We start from the raw sequence: 16,918 nt of genomic DNA, 5'->3' as shown, positions 1-16,918 counted from the left end.
TTTTAATCATACATATCCTGATATAAAAGCGTTATAACTTTCTTTGTTGGTTGTTTTTCACTTTATAAGGTCACACGCCATGCCGCCTTATCGTCGTACCTTTTTATTCACGGCCTCCAGCCTTGCCCTCACCGGAAGCGCCCTCGCCGCTCCCACCCCTCTTACTGACCACAAATCCCATAAAACCGCTGCCACACACCGTCAGCCTACCGCCATTCGCGCAGCACAAGATGAGAGCATCTCTGTCAGTACACATCACCGCGCTCACGGGAACCAAGTCACACTCTCCCACCACCTTCTAGAGCAGCAAGTAGCGGGCACGAATCCACTCAAAACACTCGCACAGATACCGGGCGTACAATTCCAGTCCGATGACCCACAGGGCATCGACACATATTCTGTGCAGCTTTTCGTTCATGGCTTCGTGCAAAATGAAATTGGCATGACGCTTGATGGCATCCCTTTGGGTGAGCCGACATTCCGTAATTATAACGGCTTAAATCCTCTCCAAGCCGTTTCATCAGAAAACGTAGAGCGCATCGATGTCACCCAAGGGGCCGGCGCAGAATCAGCCGCCAGCACCAACAATCTCGGTGGCTCTATCAATTACGTCGTATCACGCCCGCATGATCACACAGGCGGCACCATCGCCCAAACCTTTGGGAGCAACGCACTCTACCACTCTTTCTTCCGTTTTGACTCCGGCCGCCTCAACCCCACAGGCACACGGTTTTTCGTCTCTTATATGCGAAACCAAACCGGGAAATGGAAAGGCGGTGGGGACCAATTCATGCAGCAGGTCAATGCGCGCATTGTACAGCCTGTACGTTCCAGCAGTGAAATCAGCGCCTATTTCAACTGGGATGCGCTGAATATGGTCAACTACCAAGACTACACCCCCAACTGGCTGCAAAATAACGGTCCTAATCTGGATAATTTTTACGGCCTGCCCAACGCATGGACAAACGCCTATAACGCCTCCCGTGGCATTTTCCCGGCAGGCTACAACAACATCGCTGACCCCAAAGATATTTCCTACTATGAGAGCACCGCCTCTTCCGCAGATCTCTTCGGCGGCATCACAGCAGACTTAGCCCTAACAGACCGCCTGCGCTGGAAAACCACATTCTACGGCCATGAAGAAACCGGTCACGGCACCTATGCCAGCCCATATGCCTGCAAAGACCCTTCCGCCATACGCTGCCCTGCCTCTGCCGATACATTACAACTCAATGGAGGCCGTATTTTTGAACAAGTCCGCCGTCCATATGTCGAACGCTTCGGCGGCACAACAGCACTGGAATATACACTCAACCATCACGCAATCTCTGCTGGCCTCTGGTATGAAAATAACCGCTACGACACCCGCGCTCTAGGCTACCAAGAACCCATTTTAGGCGAAGGCAACCCCATCAATCCCTTTGGAAGTTATGCTGGAATTCCTTACCGCACCCTATGGCACCAAAGTTATAACACCAACACCTTCTCAGCCTATGTGCAGGATACCTACCATATCCGCCCGTCACTAACCCTGCACGCGGGTTTCAAATCCCTTCTCAACACCACGCATGTAGGGGATGCCTCCAATTGGGCACTCCGCTTCCCCGCACAAACCAGTGGCGAAAGCCTGACCACAGCCAGCGCGTTCTTACCCCACCTCTCCGCAGACTGGAATTTCCTACCACAACACGAACTCTTCGTAGATATTTCAGAAAATATCCACGCTTACCCACAATCTGGATATAACTCGAGCAACGCACCGCTCGCCGTGTCTCAAGCGGCCTATAACAGCATCCGAGGTACCCTACGCCCGGAAACTGCTTGGACCTTTGCCGGAGGGTACCGCTATAATGGCTCTTGGGCACAAGCAAATGTTTACGGCTACCACACCAACTTTCGTAACCGCTTACAACAGATCCTCGCCAGCCCAACCGGTGGCTCTTTGCTGACGAACACCACCGCAACAGTACAAAATGTTGGCGGCGTCACCATGAACGGCGTTGACGCAGGCCTTACACTTACACCACTACGCGGCCTCTCCTTTTTCAACAGCATCAGCTATAATCACGCTGTTTATGACCAAAATATCCTCAGCAGTGGCACACTCTACCACACCAAGGGACAACAAGTGGTGGGCTACCCCAGCTTTATGTACAAAACCCGCCTCGCCTATAACTGGAAAAACCTCGAAACATTTATTGACGCACAATATTATAGCGCACGCAGCTTTGACTATGTCGGTGACTACAAAATTGCTCCTTACTGGATGAGTGATCTCGGGGTTTCTTATACGCTGCATAACATTGCTTTAGGCGGGAGCCGGTCCCCACGCGTCAACCGCATGCTCTTCTCGTTCAACATTTATAACCTTGCCAACACAACCTATGTCTCAACCATGGGCCAAAATGGCTTTACTATGAACAACCAAGATGGCGCAGCCTTTAACAATCAGTCCATTCTGATTGGTGCCCCCCGGCAATTCTTCGGTTCCGTACGCGCTGAATTTTAAGCGTGTTACGCCTTCTTCTGTCCATTCCCGGCAGGAGAAGGCGTATGTCCGTCACATCGCAACGCTTTGTCATGTTGTTTCTCAGCGCAAAACGGATCTTCTGCTTTCAAGCCCACTTTATTAAGGATATATCCCGCCTCCATTTTATGTTTCTAAAAGCCTTTATTATTCCAAGGAGAGCATCGGTTGGCGCGCTTTATATCTGTACGCACCCTCAGCCTGATCAGCACGGCATTACTTGGTGGTCAGCTACCGCTCCTCCACGCCGCGACACAGCCCAACCACCCCACCCAAACCTCAGATGATACCGCGCTCGAACACATTACCGTTACGTCTGAACACCGTAAGCAAAACCCTCAAAAAATCGGCTCTTCCCTCAGCACACTCTCCGGGCACGACCTCACCGCGCGCAACGTCAATACCGTTTTTGACCTACAATACCTCACCCCATCACTACAGGTGACCCCCCAATTCGGTAGTGGACAGCCAGATTTTGAAATTCGTGGCGTGGGCCATCAAGATTATGGCTCTTCAAATGTCTCCCCCGTCGGGCTGTATACAGACGGCGTAGCCACCCCGGTTCCTTGGGCCAGTAATGGGCAGATGTTTGACATTGACCGCGTGGAAGTTCTGCGCGGCCCACAGGGCACATTATACGGCCGCAACACAACAGGCGGCGCCATTAATTACGTTATCAACCAACCCACAGAAGCCTTCAAAGCAGGCACGAATGTACAAGTTGGATCATTTAGTGCGCAAAAATATGATGGCTACCTGTCCGGCAGCGTCGCCCCAGGCATACGCATGCGCCTCTCTGGCGAAAGCCAACAAGGCGGAGCATGGCAGTATAACGACGCCGGAGCACATCTCGGAAACGTAAATCGTACATCTTTACGCCTCCTCACCAACATCACGCTCACCTCGCACCTCACACTACAGGCGAACCTCCACGGCAGCCTCGATCACTCTGATGGCGCCGGCATGCACCTTTTTGCACCACTCACAACGATCGCGGCCTATCACCCCGGCGCAGCCATCCAGCCCGCCGATACGGATCGCTTCATCACACATTGGGGCACCTCCCCCTCCTTCGCGAAACTTATTGGCATTACCCCGGATCAAAAACCCTATCGCCACATCAAGACCGGCGGCGGCAGTATCCGTGCCGATCAAAAATTCTCCTTCGCCACCCTCAGCAATCTCCTGAGCTATGATGTCTCAAACCGCCGAGAATACGATAATTTTGACGCATCATCACAACCCGTTGCCGATGTCGCCTTCAACAGCCGCGCCAATGTTCTACAAGATGAATTACGCCTAATATCCAACGGCGAGCATCGCTTTAATTGGATCACCGGACTGTATTACGGAAACGAGTACCTCGCCGATCAGTATTTTTCTGGTTTTATGGCCGCTACCGGGCTGAACCGTAGCGTCATGTATAGCCAGTCCGTCAATACGGTCAGTGGTTTCGGGCAAGGCACTTACAAAATTACCCCGTCTCTGCACCTCACAGGCGGCATACGCCTTGAACATGAAAGCCGGGACCTCTCCAATTATCGTGCCTTTTCTTATAATGCTGACCAAATACTCTTAAATCCTAATAACTGGGTCGCAAAACGTTCACTAAACTACACACTGCCTTCATGGAAAATAGAGGCACAATACTTCATTTCATCCCACGATATGGCGTACGCATCCCTGTCACGCGGCATTAATTCGGGCGGATTTACAACATACAACACCGTCAATGCTCGCGCCTCCTCCAACCCATACCAACCCGAGAAACTCCTCGCTTACGAAATTGGCAATAAGCTCGATATTCCCGCAGCCCATTTACGCCTAAACCTGTCTGCTTTTTATTATGATTACCACGACCAGCAGGTCCTCTCTGCCACAGTAGACCGCCAAACCGGCCTGATTGGCACCCTTGTAAATGCACCGCGCTCACATCTTGCGGGTGGTGAATTCGAAGCGGATTGGAGCCCCCTTCACGGCCTACTCCTCACCCAATCTGGCGGATGGGCCATAGGCCAATTTGACCGTTTCCAGTCCGTTTATACCACACAGCGTATAAATGGCGGCTTTTACCCCATTTACGCCAATAAACGCGGCACGGCTCTTCCAGCCCCCAAACTCACCTTAAATGGCTCCGCACTGTATCGCTGGACGATGGGGCGGTACGATGCGAGCCTATCTCTTAATTATAGCTTGCGCTCTACCTATCATTCACTCTTTGGCCGCTTATATGATGTATCCGGCTATACATTATGGGGTGCCAATGCCTCTTTCGGGCCGCATAATGGCTTTTGGAGCATAAGCGCTTTCGGCAATAACATTTTGAACAAACACTATGATGTCACGAGAAATTTCTTCCTCGCGGGCGATAATATCGCTTTATCCGGCATGCCAAGCATCTATGGCGTGAGTGTTCACCTCACCCGTTGAGCCCCAAGACGCTCCGTGCATAAGCCTTATAGCGGCACGGAGCCAGACATGAGGCACCACAGCATAGGCCATAACAGCTAGGCACAAAAAAACGCCGAGAAGGCGCCTTAAAGTAGAGTGTCTTTTTTATAAGAAAAAACCTTATTTCCAAGGTTTTTAAAGCACCATATTATACATGAAATATGGTGGAGCCAGACGGGATCGAACCGACGACCTCCTGAATGCCATCCAGGCGCTCTCCCAGCTGAGCTATGGCCCCTTACTGCAACGCACTGGTAACAGCGCTGCGGTGAGGACGGATATACTGTTATGTCTGAAAGATGACAACCCCCAAAAAGCAGAAAAAACACTTTCCAACGTTTATTTTCACCCTATTGCGGCAATACCCCTGCCCGCCGTAACGCCTCCATCAAGCCCAAACGCGGCAAACCCAATACCGCATCATGGGCACCATCAAGAGATGCAAATAACTGTATCCCCAAGCCCTCAAGACGATAAGCTCCAACGCAAGACAAAAGCGCCTCACCTTCTTGTGCCAAATACATCTCCAAAAACGCATCCGAAAAATGCCGCATCGTTAAACATGGCGCAGCAACCTCATGCCACATAGATGCGCCATCGCGCATCAATACAACGGCTGTTTGCAGCACATGCGCCTTCCCGCGTAACCGACGCAACTGCGCTTTTGCTTGCTCTAAATCCAGAGGTTTCGCAAAAGCTTCACCATTCAAATCAAGGATCTGATCCGCACCGATCACCCAAGACCCCGCCGGAACCTGCTGACACGCCAAACGCGCCTTCGCTTCCGCCAAGGCCAGCGCTGTATCGTGCAAGCTCTCACCGCGCTCTTGGCACGCCAGCCGGATTTTTTCTTCATCCAGTGCGACAGGATGACAATGATGCGGCACACCACTTGCTTCTAGCAAAGCACGCCGCGCTGAAGAGCCACTCGCTAAAACAAGTGATGATACCATCATAAACCTCGTCAAAATCACCCTTTATCAGGTGATTCCCGAAACATATTCTCCACCATGAAGCACTCCCTCTTCAGGACAGCGCCTCACGAAAAATATCAACAGACCTGATTAATGAGGAACAACCGAGGACATATCCTCATCATCCCAATCGGCGTCATCTTCCGCTTCCGATGGCCCTGCAATCTCGTCATCATCAACCAAACGGCGCGGGTCAATAGAGCGCCAATCACGCTCCAAAAGCGTGGCGGGGTTCGCCGCAAAATCTTCCAATTCAGTTGATGACTTCCATGCATCATCGCCAGCATCAAGAACTTCCGCATTTTCTCCAAATGCAAACCAGCTCTCAAGCACTTCTTTATTGGTCGCACCCGGCACACGGCAGCGCTCAATGCTGTCACGCACATATGCCCGCGCATACGCATTAGCATGCGCCAAATCCATGAAGTCCTTTACCTCTTCAACGGTATCTCCTTCAGAGGCACCCGAATGGTCAATAATCCGAACATTCCACCCTTGTGCCACTGGCTTATCCGTTGCTTCACTCATAATGTCTCCTTACCGGCCTGCACTTTCCCCAAAAGGAACTCACGACCGATCTTCACGCGCAGATCGCCATTATAAGACACGATGTCTGCTGTCGCATATGTTTCTGACCAATGGTTAGGAATAAAGGAGCCCGTTCCCACAACGTCAATAGGAGCGTGCGCCTCATGCATGGCCGTACATTTATCAACGTTGAACCCTGATGAGACAACAATCTTCACCTTCGGGAAGCCCGCCTCATTCAATGCCTCACGCATCCGCCAGATCGCGGCGGCAGAAACGCCCGTTCCCACCAAATCACGCAACTCCCGGTCCGAACGGTACCGCCGAATAGTCCCGGGCGTATAACGCTCTAAAACCGCATATGAACTTTGAGGGTCAAGCCCCTCTAAAAAGCGGCCGCCATGCGTATCCAGCCGAACACTCAACCGCCCCTGCGCGGCGTGTTCCGGGAAACGACGACAGACCTCCAAACTATCTGTAATTTCTTGCCCAAAATAATCTACCAACACCGTCAGCGGATCATTCGGGAAGACCTCGGCATACATCTCCGCAGCACGCAGCGTTGATCCCGCATACCCAATCAACGCATGCGGCATTGTCCCAAGCCCACGCTCCAAACCGAAGAAACCCGCCGTAGCATCATTGGCATTACCGACAAAACCGCGCGCACCTTCACGCTGCGCAGCACGTGAGCCCACACCGGCTGCGTATCCCATTTGCTCCTGCATTTCATAACCGGAGCAATGACGCGCCTCCATAGCCAGAAATGGAACCTCAGGCAGGGCCAAACACATCTGATACGCGTTATGCGCCGCCACACAAGCGGCCCCCAATTTTTGTAACAATAACGTTTCCAAAGGCGCTAAATGCGTAAAAGGCCCAGTAAGGTACAAAAGCGGCTCCCCCGCCCCAACCCATTCACCCTCAGCATAAACCTCCCGGCACTCCAGCGAAAAACCCTGCTCTTGCGCAACATTTTTCAACCACGTGACCGCCAAGCCGCATGCCGCAATGACCGGTCGCCGAATAAACACAGCATAGGTGACCTCACAGTCCCCAAAATGCTCCACGATCTGGCGCGTACGTCCAAAATACGCATCGGCGCGGCTCAGGATCGTATCTTTATCCCGTGGCCCCGCAACCCCATAAGCACGCGCTAACGTCTCAGACGCTTTGCTCGGTGTTTTAGTCGTATTCATGAACATCCGCCTCCTGATCGCGGCCCGTGTAGAGCCAGTTACACACCAGCCCCTACACTCATGACGTACGGGCTTACCTATTCACAAAAGCCCGTACGCTGCGTTAGCCCTAACACACAAGACCGTGGGTCACATTACCCTTGGCGCGCTGTCAGTTCATGCGCCAACAAGAACGCCATTTCGAGCGATTGTTCCGCATTCAAGCGTGGGTCACAGAAGGTCTCATAACGATCCCCCAAATCTGCTTCCGTCAAGCACTGAGCGCCACCAATGCATTCCGTGACATCCTGACCGGTCATCTCCAAGTGAATACCACCGGGGCGGCGCCCCGCTTGTGCGAATACATCAAAAAAGCCCAAAACTTCGCCCAGAATATTTTCAAAAGCGCGTGTCTTAATCTTATTGCTCGTCGTCGTCGTGTTGCCATGCATTGGGTCACACAACCACGTCACCGTACGACCTGTACGGTCCACAGCTTCCAGCAAAGGCGGCAGCAGATCACGCACCTTGTCTTTACCCATACGTGAAATCAGCGAGATACGCCCCGGCTCATCATTCGGGTTCAGAATATCAAGCAGACGCTCAAGGTCATTCACCGTCGTTGTCGGCCCAACCTTAATACCAATCGGGTTTTGAACGCCACGTAAGAACTCAACATGCGCACCATCTGGCTGGCGCGTCCGATCCCCAATCCACAGGAAATGCGCTGAGCAATCATAATAATCACCGCTCAGGCTATCAACGCGCGTCAACGCTTGCTCATACGGCAAGAGCAGTGCTTCATGAGACGTAAAGAACTCCGTCTCATCAATCTGCGCTGATGCACCGTCAATGCCACATGCACGCAAGAAAGACAGAGTCTCGTCTATACGCTGCGCAATATCCCGGTAACGCGCAGAAAGCGGTGAACGCTCCACAAAACCCAGATTCCAACGGTGCACTTCATGCAAATTCGCATAGCCGCCATGCGCAAATGCGCGCAGCAGATTCATGACACCGGCAGATTGAAAGTAGCCTGTTTCCATCCGGGTCGGGTCAGCATAGCGCGCCTCTGGCGTGAATGCTGGACCATTGATGATGTCACCACGATAACATGGGAGTGTGACACCATCTTTCGTTTCCGTCGCCGAAGAGCGAGGCTTTGCATATTGCCCAGCCATACGCCCGATTTTTACAACCGGAACCTTAGCTGCGTAGGTCAGAACCACAGCCATTTGTAACAACACGCGGAACGTATCGCGCACGATATCTGCCGTGAACTCATCAAAGCTTTCAGCACATGCACCGCCCTGCAACACAAAGGCTTCACCGCGCGATGCTGCCGCCAAACGCTTCTTCAAGCGGCGTGCTTCACCAGCAAAGACCAAAGGTGGATATCGGTGCAGGCGTTCCTCAACAGCAGCAAGCGCAGCCCCATCCTCATAGGACGGTGCTTGGACGATCGGTTTTGAACGCCAGCTTGTAGGTGACCATAACGTCTTAGTGTCAGGCGTTGAGGTCGGTGTCGAGGGGTGCATGAAAAGCCCTCCCAATAGGAGTTAATGAATGAAACAGGCCGCGTTTATGAACGAAAAGTTTTCGTAACGATAGCATGAAAGGTAAGATTATAACGCAGATCACCCGTTAAAGGGCGATATGCAGACCATAACAGCTTCATTCCATACTACGCCAAACGTGATCAAGGACCCAGAGAACGGCATACTCACGCCCTCATTCAAGAGGCCGAACCCGACCTTATTTACTTACCTCGCATATAATGAAGCATGCCCCCAAAGAACAACAAGACAAAGGGCGCCACCCCTCCCCGAGCATTCCCGTGTTCACAAAGCCGCAAAAAAACGCCCAGCACTCTCTCCACGGCAAAAAATACCTTTTATCACGTAATCGCTGCTTGAACCCAACGGCACTCACCCCGATTATGCATCACAGACCCTATGATGTGAGGAAGAACCATCATGACTCGCCTTTTCCGGTACGCTGCTACCGTTGCACTTTTCTCCGGCTTAGCAACCGGTCAGGTCATGGCACAGAGCACAAGCTTCAACGCCCCCTACACAGGCGCGCCAACGCAAACCCCAAAAGCACCGGCAGACCCGACGGACGATCACAAAATGCATGGTGGTGAGCACTTCCACGCACGTGGGCACCGCACACCACCTCCGGGTTATCAAGACACCCCATCCACAGACTTCCAGCACGGCCCAGACCCGGACCATGAAGCTGGCGTACAGCGTGACAGCGTAACAGGCGCTAATCTATCAAAATTCGGATCCGCTTATCAGAGCGGTAGTAATGTCCAGTCTGGACAACTTGGGGACGCCACCGGCAATGGCTGGGTCGCCCCCAAGGGCAATGGCTGGTAAGCACAAGCCCCACTCCGCCAGCACAACAGGCTGGCGGAGCATTGTAAAAGCCTTAGTCTTGCTTTTCAAAAGCACCAGCAATGTGCAACTGCACCTCGTCACTGACGTAAGGGACGTACATTTTCACACCAAAATCGCTGCGCTTGATCGTACCGGTCACCTCAAAACCAACCGTATATTTCTTATCCAGCGGGTTCACGCCAGCGCCAACGAAATGAACCTTCAGCGTTTCTGGCTTAGTCACGCCATGCAGGGTTAAGTCCCCTGTCACCACAGCATCGTTATGCCCAACGCGGCGTACTTGCTTAGAGACGAACGTAGCGTTCGCATATTGTGTCGCATCAAACCATTGCGGGCTTTTCAACTCATCCGTCAGCTTTGCACTGGTCGTCTGCACAGACGCGACAGGAATCGTCACAGACAACGCAGATGCAGATGGCGTCTTATCGTTCAAATCCAGCGTACCTGACACGCCAGAGAACGTACCCTGATACCGCGTAAAGCCAAAATGCAGCACCGAAAAACCAACCTGTGTATGCCCCGGTTCCACAGCATAATGACCAGCCTGCACCTTCCCCGCATCGGTAACGGCCTGAGCCTTCACAGCCGGAGCGGACAAAACCAACGCAACAGATGCGACGAGACCAAAAGTCTTGTTCATGACAACATGCCTTTCATTTTATCGGAAACATTGCGCTTCCTCACTGCGGCACGATGCACCGCCTTGCTCTCAACACGTTACGCACAGGCCCGCATCCAATAAAAGAACAACAATAGAAACGCTTTGTTTCCATTTCCGCACCATAAAATTATGGCCGCTCCTTCATAGGGAGCGGCCATGCCTCATCACGCTGCAATGATTTTAACGCTGGCAAACTTACCGCGCAGACGTACCCACTTGCCGGGTCGGCACACGCATCGTCACGAATTCCTCCGCGCTGGTTGGGTGCAAGCCAATCGTCCGATCAACATCACGCTTGGTCAAACCCGCCGTGACAACAATCGCCAAGCCCTGAATAATCTCAGCAGCTTCAGGCCCTGCCATATGCGCCCCCAGCACAACCTGACTTTCAGCATCCACCACCAACTTCATGAATGCGCGCTCTTCACGCCCGGACAATGTCTGGCGCATCGGCCGGAAACGTGATGTGTAAATATCAACCTTATGATGTTGTGATGCTTCTTCTTCCGTCAGCCCAACAGACGCTAAAGGCTGAGAGAAGAACACGGCTTTAGGCGTTGTCGCAAAGGACCACTCACGCCCTTCTTGCCCGAACAAACGCTCTGCCAGCAAATGCCCTTCTGCAATCGCCGTCGGCGTCAAATTATAGGCCGCCGTGACATCACCAATGGCATAAATACCGGGCACGTTCGTCGCAGAATTCACAATCCGTGCTGGAATACATCCATCCCGCACAAACACACCCGCTTGCTCAAGGTTAAGCGTCTCAATGCGCGGATGCCTGCCCGTCGCGAAGAAAACACAATCTGTCTCGATCGTCTTCCCGCCGCTTACATGCACCACATAACCCGTAGCCGTCTTTTCAATACGCTCCGGCGTGGTGCCCGCATGCGCCGTAATACCGAAATGAGGGAACTGCTCCGTTAAATGCGTGCGCAATTCTTCATCAAAACCACGTAGCGGCTGATCTTGACGGTAAATCAGATCAACTTTGGAGCCTAAACCTGCAAAAATCCCTGCAAATTCAACGCCAATATACCCACTGCCAATAATCGCCACACGCTGCGGGCGCTCCGCCAAATGAAACGCTTCATCGGACACAATGCCGTGTTCTGCGCCGGGAATATCTGGGCGCGTCGGGGCAGAGCCCGTCGCAATCACGATATTCTTAGCACGTACCACCCGCGTTTCTGCCGTTGGGTCCAACGGCGATGGCCCGATTTCCAGCGTTTCCGCATCTAAAAAGCGTGCATCCCCCGTATAAAGATCAACACCTGCTTTCTCGAGCAACGAGACATAAATCCCGTTCAATCGGCCAATTTCTTTATCTTTCGCTGCGATGAAAGAGGCCCAGTCATGCCCATGCTCCTGAGCATCCCACCCATAATGGCGGGCATCCTCAATCGCGTGACCATACTCAGCCGCGTACACCATTAATTTCTTGGGCACACAGCCAAGGTTCACACAGGTTCCACCCCAATGGCGACGCTCAACAATACCAACCCGCGCACCATTCTGAGCCGCGATCCGCGCACAGCGCACACCGCCCGATCCACCACCAATGACGAAAAGATCGTATTCCTGCATGTTCCGGCCTCTCTTTTTGTCGGCCTCAAAACACTATGAGACCGACCACCACAGTAGTTTGTTTTAGGCCTTAGCGCTCTGCAAAGGCTTTTTCGACAACGTAAGAACCCTGACGGTTCATATTGCCTTCTTCAAAACCGCGCTCTTCAAGAAGTTTCTCCGTGTCTGCCAACATCTCTGGAGAACCACAAATCATCACACGATCGTGCTCTGGGTCTAGTTCATCAATGTTGAGATCACGGAAAATCTGACCGTTCTTGATCAGCGTGGTGATCCGATCCGTCACAGCATATTCTTCACGCGTCACTGCGGGGTAATAACGCAGCTTCCCGTCCAGCATTTCTCCCAAGAATTCATGCTTCGGCAGTTCATGGCGGATATGGTTTTCATAAGCCAGCTCACCCGAAATACGGACCGTATGGCTCAGAATCACATTCTCATAACGCTCATAAGCTTCTGGGTCTTTAATAAGCGCCATGAACGGCGCAAGACCCGTACCCGTGGACAAGAAGTACAGGTTACGACCCGGCTTAAGGTTATCCAGCAACAGCGTACCCACTGGCTTACGGCCGATCAGCACCGTATCCCCAACCTTCACATGGCGTAAACGTGATGTCAGAGGGCCATCTTCCACAGCAATGGAAAGGAACTCCAGATTATCTTCATAATTTGCAGACGCGATGGAATACGCACGCAGCAAAGGCTTGCCTTCCACTTCGATCCCGATCATCGCGAACTGGCCATTCTCAAAGCGCAGCCCCGGATCACGCGTCGTCGTGAAGCTGAACAAACGATCCGTCCAGTGATGAACAGTCAGAACCTTCGCAGGGTACAGATGCCCGTATTCCTTCGTTGGGTCCGCAAGGCGATACTGCCGTGGATGCCCTTCATACGGCACCAGACCCGTCAGGGCCTCATCAATTTCAGGCGTCGGTGCGGAAGGCAACGGCTGGGACATGAGGAAACTCCCTCTTCAGAAATTATAGCGCAAAAGACAGGCTCAACCTTCAACAGGTCAGCCTGATAGGGGCGAGTGTTGTAGCCTAAAGAATCATTATGAGAAAACCCCGCCCGCCATCGGGAATACGTTTTACAATCGTGAAAACACGAAGTGATGGGTTTGAGATTGAACGAAGGCCGGGAATGACGCACAAATCAACACATGACCGATGATATCATGCCCGACGCCCCGCTTTCTCCTGCTGAACGCGCTCTCGCCGCGGCTGAAGCCCTTTTTGGCGACTCGCTGGCGATCACTCCCAAAGAACGCCCCAACCTTTTAAGGCAGGCCTCCCGCCGCCTCGATGCCGAGAATAACCTCTCCGCAGACGCCCTATTAGAAGCGCTCTGCGTCGTGCGTCGCAAGAACTGGGCCTCCCAGTTGATGAATACGGCCCGCCGTGCCGGTGAAGTCTGGGTCACCAAAGCGGACACTCAAGATGCCGTCGCTGGCGTCACAGACCCACGCGCTGATGCCGATACACTCCGCCAAGCCCTGAACGACACGCTCATGGCCCGCTGGCAGGAAATGGGCGATACCCCTCGTCAGGTTTTGGAAGATGTCCGCGCAGACCTGACTGATACGGGCCTCATCCTCTCTGCACGACAGTTTGACACGCTCTCCCGCTCCATTGCCCATGCGTTCGGCAGTGTTGACCTCGGCTTCGAAGATGATTTGCGCCTTGCGGAAGAACGCCGCGCCCGTGAACAAGCCGATATTGAGGCCCGCGCAGAAGAACGCCGCGCCCTCGAAATGTCGCGCCTACGAGCATGGGAAGAAAGCCTCGTCGGCTTTGACGAACTCCCTGCCATATTGCATTGCTCACGCCGCGAAGCTTTGCGCTGGGTGGCTGAAAACCGTCTACCGATTGCCCGCCGTGAAACCCGCAATGATGGCATTGAACTCTTCTTCTTCGACCCTATCGAACTGAAGAAACTGCGCGGTAAACTGCCTGAATGGCGCGGCAAATCCACAGGCCGCCCCGAAGTACTGGATCTTGGTAATAAAGCAGGCAACGCCGCCATTGCCCGCGTTGCCGCGCTGGACCGTTTCGCCGGGCATTTCCGCACGGCACGCGCCCTCAAGCGCCGCATCACGCTCGTCACCGGCCCGACAAACTCCGGCAAGTCCTATACGGCGCTCAACGCCCTTGCTGCGGCTGAAAGCGGCCTCGCTCTGGCCCCCCTACGCTTGCTAGCCCATGAGTTCCGCGAAACCTTGCTCAATCGTGGCGTACCAGCATCCCTCGCCACGGGTGAAGAGCGCATCGAGGTCCCCGGCGCGCGTCATCTCGCGGCCACGGTTGAAATGTGCCCCTTCCATAAGCCCGTCGATGTTGCCGTCATTGACGAGGCCCAAATGCTGGCAGACCCAGATCGTGGCGCCGCATGGACCGCCGCCATTATGGGCGTCCCCGCACGACACGTCTTCATCCTCGGCGCACCAGACTGCATTCCCTTGGTTAAGCGCATTGCCGAGCTTTGCGATGACCCCGTGGATGAAATCCATCTCGAGCGTAAAAGCCCCCTCAAAACCGGCGCACCGCTTGCCCTGTCTGAGCTTACCACGGGCGATGCACTCATTGCGTTCTCACGTCGTGAAGTGCTGGACCTGCGTGCTGAACTCATGGCCCAAGGCCGCCGCGTCGCCGTAGTCTATGGCGCATTAAGTCCGGAAGTCCGCCGCGCGGAAGCCGCCCGCTTCAACGAAGGCAAAGCAGATATTATCATTGCGACTGACGCTATTGGGATGGGCCTTAACCTCTCCATCCGCCGCGTCATTTTCAGCGCTTTGCGTAAGTTTGATGGCCGCCAAACCCGCGACCTGACCTCACAAGAGGTGAAGCAAATTGGCGGACGCGCCGGTCGATACGGCAAACATGAAGAAGGCTTTGTCTGTGTCCTCGCAGGAGCCGGAAGCCCCAATTTTGTCCGGCAAATGCTTGCAGCCCCACCAGAGCCTGTCACAGAGCTGCGCCCTCTCGTCCAACCGGATTCAGACATTGTCCGTGTCGTTGCTGAGGAAATTGAGTCCGACAGCCTTTATGGTGTTCTGACCCGTATTAAACGGGCTGTTCTACGCCCAGATGACCCCAATTACCGCCTTGCAGATATGGAGCAATCACTGGAAATTGCTGCATCCCTCGAAGGCGTGGAAGGACTAGACCTGTCCTCACGCTGGACCTATGCAATGTGCCCGATTGATGAGCGCGATAACGGTATTCAACGCCTTACCGGCTGGGCCGCAGACCACGCCGCAGGCCGCCCCGTTCCACCACCCGGCACAGGCCGCCTACCGCACCCAGAGCAAGCCAGCCGTGAAGAACTCGAGCGCGCCGAGAAACGGCATAAACGCCTCGTCGCATGGCGCTGGCTGGCTTTACGTTTCCCCGAAGCTTACCCCGCGCGTGAAAATGCAGAAATCAATACAGCCATTCTCAATGACTGGATTGAACAAGTTCTGCGTACACAAAGCCGTATGCGTGAGAGTCAAAAGCAGCAGCGTAACCGTGGCTTCTCACGAGCACCATCGCGCACGGAGGACGGCCCCAAGCATTACCCCACCGCGAAAAAAGGGCGCAAAACCCTTTCCCTCGGGCAAAAACCTGCGAAACGCTCACGCCGGAAATAAAGGAACTTCACCATGGCTACTCTGCCGCCAGATGACAAACCAATCTATCGACTGATCACAGGCAAAGATGACGCCAATTTTTGCCGCCGCATTTCAGAGGCTCTCGCCTCTGGATACCGTCTGCACGGTTCTCCCTCCTGCACATTCAACGGCAAAGACGTCATTGTCGCACAGGCCGTTCTCTGGCCACAGGCTGATCAAACATAAAAAATGGCCGGATTTCCCCGGCCATTCTCTCCCCTCATATCTGGGAAAGATCCGGCTTTTTAATTTCCTTAACCCGCCGTTCGATCCATTTCTGAGTTTGCAGTTTAATCAACGGATCTAACTGACGATACATCCTCAATAAAGTATCTTCATCAGGGGTGAGCACGGCTGGAATGTCTTTTTCCGCCATCCCCGTCAACAACACTTTCGGCTCAACACCCAGAACTGTTGCTAACAGCCCTAAATGCTTACCGACATGACCAGCTCTACCGGTTTCCCAAAAAGCTACCGCAGAGCGAGAAATCCCAACTTTCTGCGCAAGCTGCATTTGGCTCAGCCCAGCCATCTCACGCAACAATCGAATACGGCGCCCCAAGTCCAGCCCTGGCGATAACGCGGCATTATCAATTGGTCGAACTTCACTCATCAACGCCCCCCCCCTTTTGTAAGTAGCCACGATCAACGCCCTCACCCTCAACAACATTCATAGACACGTACATATTATATTAACGACCTGTCACTTAATGTCATAATTCGATAAAAACAAAACTAAAATTGTAACAGGCTGTTGCTTCAAGCCATTGAAGAAAAAACATTTTTTCTAAGCGTCCTTCTGACATAACGTTCCTTAGAACGAACGACTTGGATCCTAGTTTTATATTTTATAAAAAAAATTATAAACTGAAACATTTGATTTTTCTTCTCTAAAAAACATGGGTGCTTGTCAAAATTGCTAACATCACGTAAAAATATCTTGCGTGTCTGCGTA

At 53.1% G+C, this 16,918-nt stretch carries 13 protein-coding genes and 1 tRNA gene; 5 read left to right on the top strand and 9 right to left on the bottom strand.

What is annotated here, in order from left to right:
* The first annotated feature begins 79 nt into the window (after positions 1-79).
* Positions 80-2,509: a TonB-dependent receptor gene (locus NTH01S_RS07220; protein WP_068171691.1), complete on the top strand. Its 2,430-nt coding sequence runs from the start codon at positions 80-82 to the stop codon at positions 2,507-2,509.
* A gap of 186 nt (positions 2,510-2,695) precedes the next feature.
* The gene (locus NTH01S_RS07215; RefSeq protein ID WP_157070904.1) at positions 2,696-4,957 is read left to right on the top strand and encodes a TonB-dependent receptor; all 2,262 of its coding nucleotides are present in this window, start codon (positions 2,696-2,698) and stop codon (positions 4,955-4,957) included.
* A gap of 183 nt (positions 4,958-5,140) precedes the next feature.
* On the opposite strand, the gene NTH01S_RS07210 is transcribed toward NTH01S_RS07215, so the two are convergent.
* The 5 genes from NTH01S_RS07210 to NTH01S_RS07190 form a co-directional block, all read right to left on the bottom strand.
* Positions 5,141-5,216: transfer RNA gene (locus NTH01S_RS07210), tRNA-Ala, on the bottom strand.
* Positions 5,217-5,328: 112 nt separating this feature from the next.
* Positions 5,329-5,934, bottom strand: a complete 606-nt coding sequence (locus tag NTH01S_RS07205; protein ID WP_306307472.1) for a Maf family protein — start codon at positions 5,932-5,934, stop codon at positions 5,329-5,331.
* A 108-nt stretch (positions 5,935-6,042) separates the two neighbouring features.
* On the bottom strand, positions 6,043-6,480 hold the full coding sequence (locus tag NTH01S_RS07200; RefSeq protein WP_068171688.1) for a hypothetical protein: 438 nt from the start codon (positions 6,478-6,480) through the stop codon (positions 6,043-6,045).
* Positions 6,477-7,679 (bottom strand): nicotinate phosphoribosyltransferase, encoded by a 1,203-nt coding sequence (locus tag NTH01S_RS07195; protein WP_068171809.1) that lies wholly within the window; start codon positions 7,677-7,679, stop codon positions 6,477-6,479. The genes NTH01S_RS07200 and NTH01S_RS07195 overlap by 4 nt, the downstream gene beginning before the upstream one ends.
* 134 nt (positions 7,680-7,813) lie before the next feature.
* Positions 7,814-9,196, bottom strand: coding sequence for a class II 3-deoxy-7-phosphoheptulonate synthase (locus tag NTH01S_RS07190; RefSeq protein WP_068171684.1), 1,383 nt, complete (start codon positions 9,194-9,196; stop codon positions 7,814-7,816).
* A 438-nt stretch (positions 9,197-9,634) separates the two neighbouring features.
* Here NTH01S_RS07190 and NTH01S_RS07185 point away from each other — a divergent pair, with 438 nt between their 5' ends.
* The gene (locus NTH01S_RS07185; protein WP_068171682.1) at positions 9,635-10,042 is read left to right on the top strand and encodes a hypothetical protein; all 408 of its coding nucleotides are present in this window, start codon (positions 9,635-9,637) and stop codon (positions 10,040-10,042) included.
* A 52-nt stretch (positions 10,043-10,094) separates the two neighbouring features.
* On the opposite strand, the gene NTH01S_RS07180 is transcribed toward NTH01S_RS07185, so the two are convergent.
* The 3 genes from NTH01S_RS07180 to NTH01S_RS07170 all read right to left on the bottom strand — a co-directional run bounded on the left by NTH01S_RS07180 (position 10,095) and on the right by NTH01S_RS07170 (position 13,269).
* The gene (locus tag NTH01S_RS07180; protein WP_068171678.1) at positions 10,095-10,703 is read right to left on the bottom strand and encodes a YceI family protein; all 609 of its coding nucleotides are present in this window, start codon (positions 10,701-10,703) and stop codon (positions 10,095-10,097) included.
* Positions 10,704-10,919: 216 nt separating this feature from the next.
* Positions 10,920-12,311, bottom strand: coding sequence for a glutathione-disulfide reductase (gorA, locus tag NTH01S_RS07175; RefSeq protein WP_068171676.1), 1,392 nt, complete (start codon positions 12,309-12,311; stop codon positions 10,920-10,922).
* A 70-nt stretch (positions 12,312-12,381) separates the two neighbouring features.
* On the bottom strand, positions 12,382-13,269 hold the full coding sequence (locus NTH01S_RS07170) for a ferredoxin--NADP reductase (protein ID WP_068171673.1): 888 nt from the start codon (positions 13,267-13,269) through the stop codon (positions 12,382-12,384).
* 204 nt (positions 13,270-13,473) lie between these two features.
* Here NTH01S_RS07170 and NTH01S_RS07165 point away from each other — a divergent pair, with 204 nt between their 5' ends.
* Positions 13,474-15,942 carry a helicase-related protein gene (locus tag NTH01S_RS07165; RefSeq protein WP_068171670.1) on the top strand — a complete coding sequence of 823 codons (2,469 nt, stop codon included), beginning with the start codon at positions 13,474-13,476 and terminating at the stop codon, positions 15,940-15,942.
* A gap of 12 nt (positions 15,943-15,954) precedes the next feature.
* Positions 15,955-16,149, top strand: a complete 195-nt coding sequence (locus NTH01S_RS07160; protein ID WP_068171667.1) for a DUF1737 domain-containing protein — start codon at positions 15,955-15,957, stop codon at positions 16,147-16,149.
* Between the two features lie 34 nt (positions 16,150-16,183).
* On the opposite strand, the gene NTH01S_RS07155 is transcribed toward NTH01S_RS07160, so the two are convergent.
* Positions 16,184-16,576, bottom strand: coding sequence for a helix-turn-helix domain-containing protein (locus NTH01S_RS07155; protein ID WP_245642259.1), 393 nt, complete (start codon positions 16,574-16,576; stop codon positions 16,184-16,186).
* Between the last annotated feature and the right edge of the window lie 342 nt (positions 16,577-16,918).

It is taken from the genome of Neokomagataea thailandica NBRC 106555, assembly GCF_001598495.1.
In the GTDB taxonomy this organism is placed as follows: Bacteria; Pseudomonadota; Alphaproteobacteria; order Acetobacterales; family Acetobacteraceae; genus Gluconobacter; species Gluconobacter thailandicus_A.
This window is presented reverse-complemented; position numbering and strand designations above follow the sequence as displayed.

Bases quoted from the DNA above. Each gene is read 5' to 3' on its own strand.
- NTH01S_RS07220 (WP_068171691.1), top strand. From the start codon at position 80: ATGCCGCCTTATCGTCGTACCTTTTTATTCACGGCCTCCAGCCTTGCC.
- NTH01S_RS07205 (WP_306307472.1), bottom strand. From the start codon at position 5,934: ATGATGGTATCATCACTTGTTTTAGCGAGTGGCTCTTCAGCGCGGCGT.
- NTH01S_RS07200 (WP_068171688.1), bottom strand. From the start codon at position 6,480: ATGAGTGAAGCAACGGATAAGCCAGTGGCACAAGGGTGGAATGTTCGG.
- NTH01S_RS07195 (WP_068171809.1), bottom strand. From the start codon at position 7,679: ATGAATACGACTAAAACACCGAGCAAAGCGTCTGAGACGTTAGCGCGT.
- NTH01S_RS07190 (WP_068171684.1), bottom strand. From the start codon at position 9,196: ATGCACCCCTCGACACCGACCTCAACGCCTGACACTAAGACGTTATGG.
- NTH01S_RS07185 (WP_068171682.1), top strand. From the start codon at position 9,635: ATGACTCGCCTTTTCCGGTACGCTGCTACCGTTGCACTTTTCTCCGGC.
- NTH01S_RS07180 (WP_068171678.1), bottom strand. From the start codon at position 10,703: ATGAACAAGACTTTTGGTCTCGTCGCATCTGTTGCGTTGGTTTTGTCC.
- gorA (WP_068171676.1), bottom strand. From the start codon at position 12,311: ATGCAGGAATACGATCTTTTCGTCATTGGTGGTGGATCGGGCGGTGTG.
- NTH01S_RS07170 (WP_068171673.1), bottom strand. From the start codon at position 13,269: ATGTCCCAGCCGTTGCCTTCCGCACCGACGCCTGAAATTGATGAGGCC.
- NTH01S_RS07165 (WP_068171670.1), top strand. From the start codon at position 13,474: ATGACCGATGATATCATGCCCGACGCCCCGCTTTCTCCTGCTGAACGC.
- NTH01S_RS07160 (WP_068171667.1), top strand. From the start codon at position 15,955: ATGGCTACTCTGCCGCCAGATGACAAACCAATCTATCGACTGATCACA.
- NTH01S_RS07155 (WP_245642259.1), bottom strand. From the start codon at position 16,576: ATGAGTGAAGTTCGACCAATTGATAATGCCGCGTTATCGCCAGGGCTG.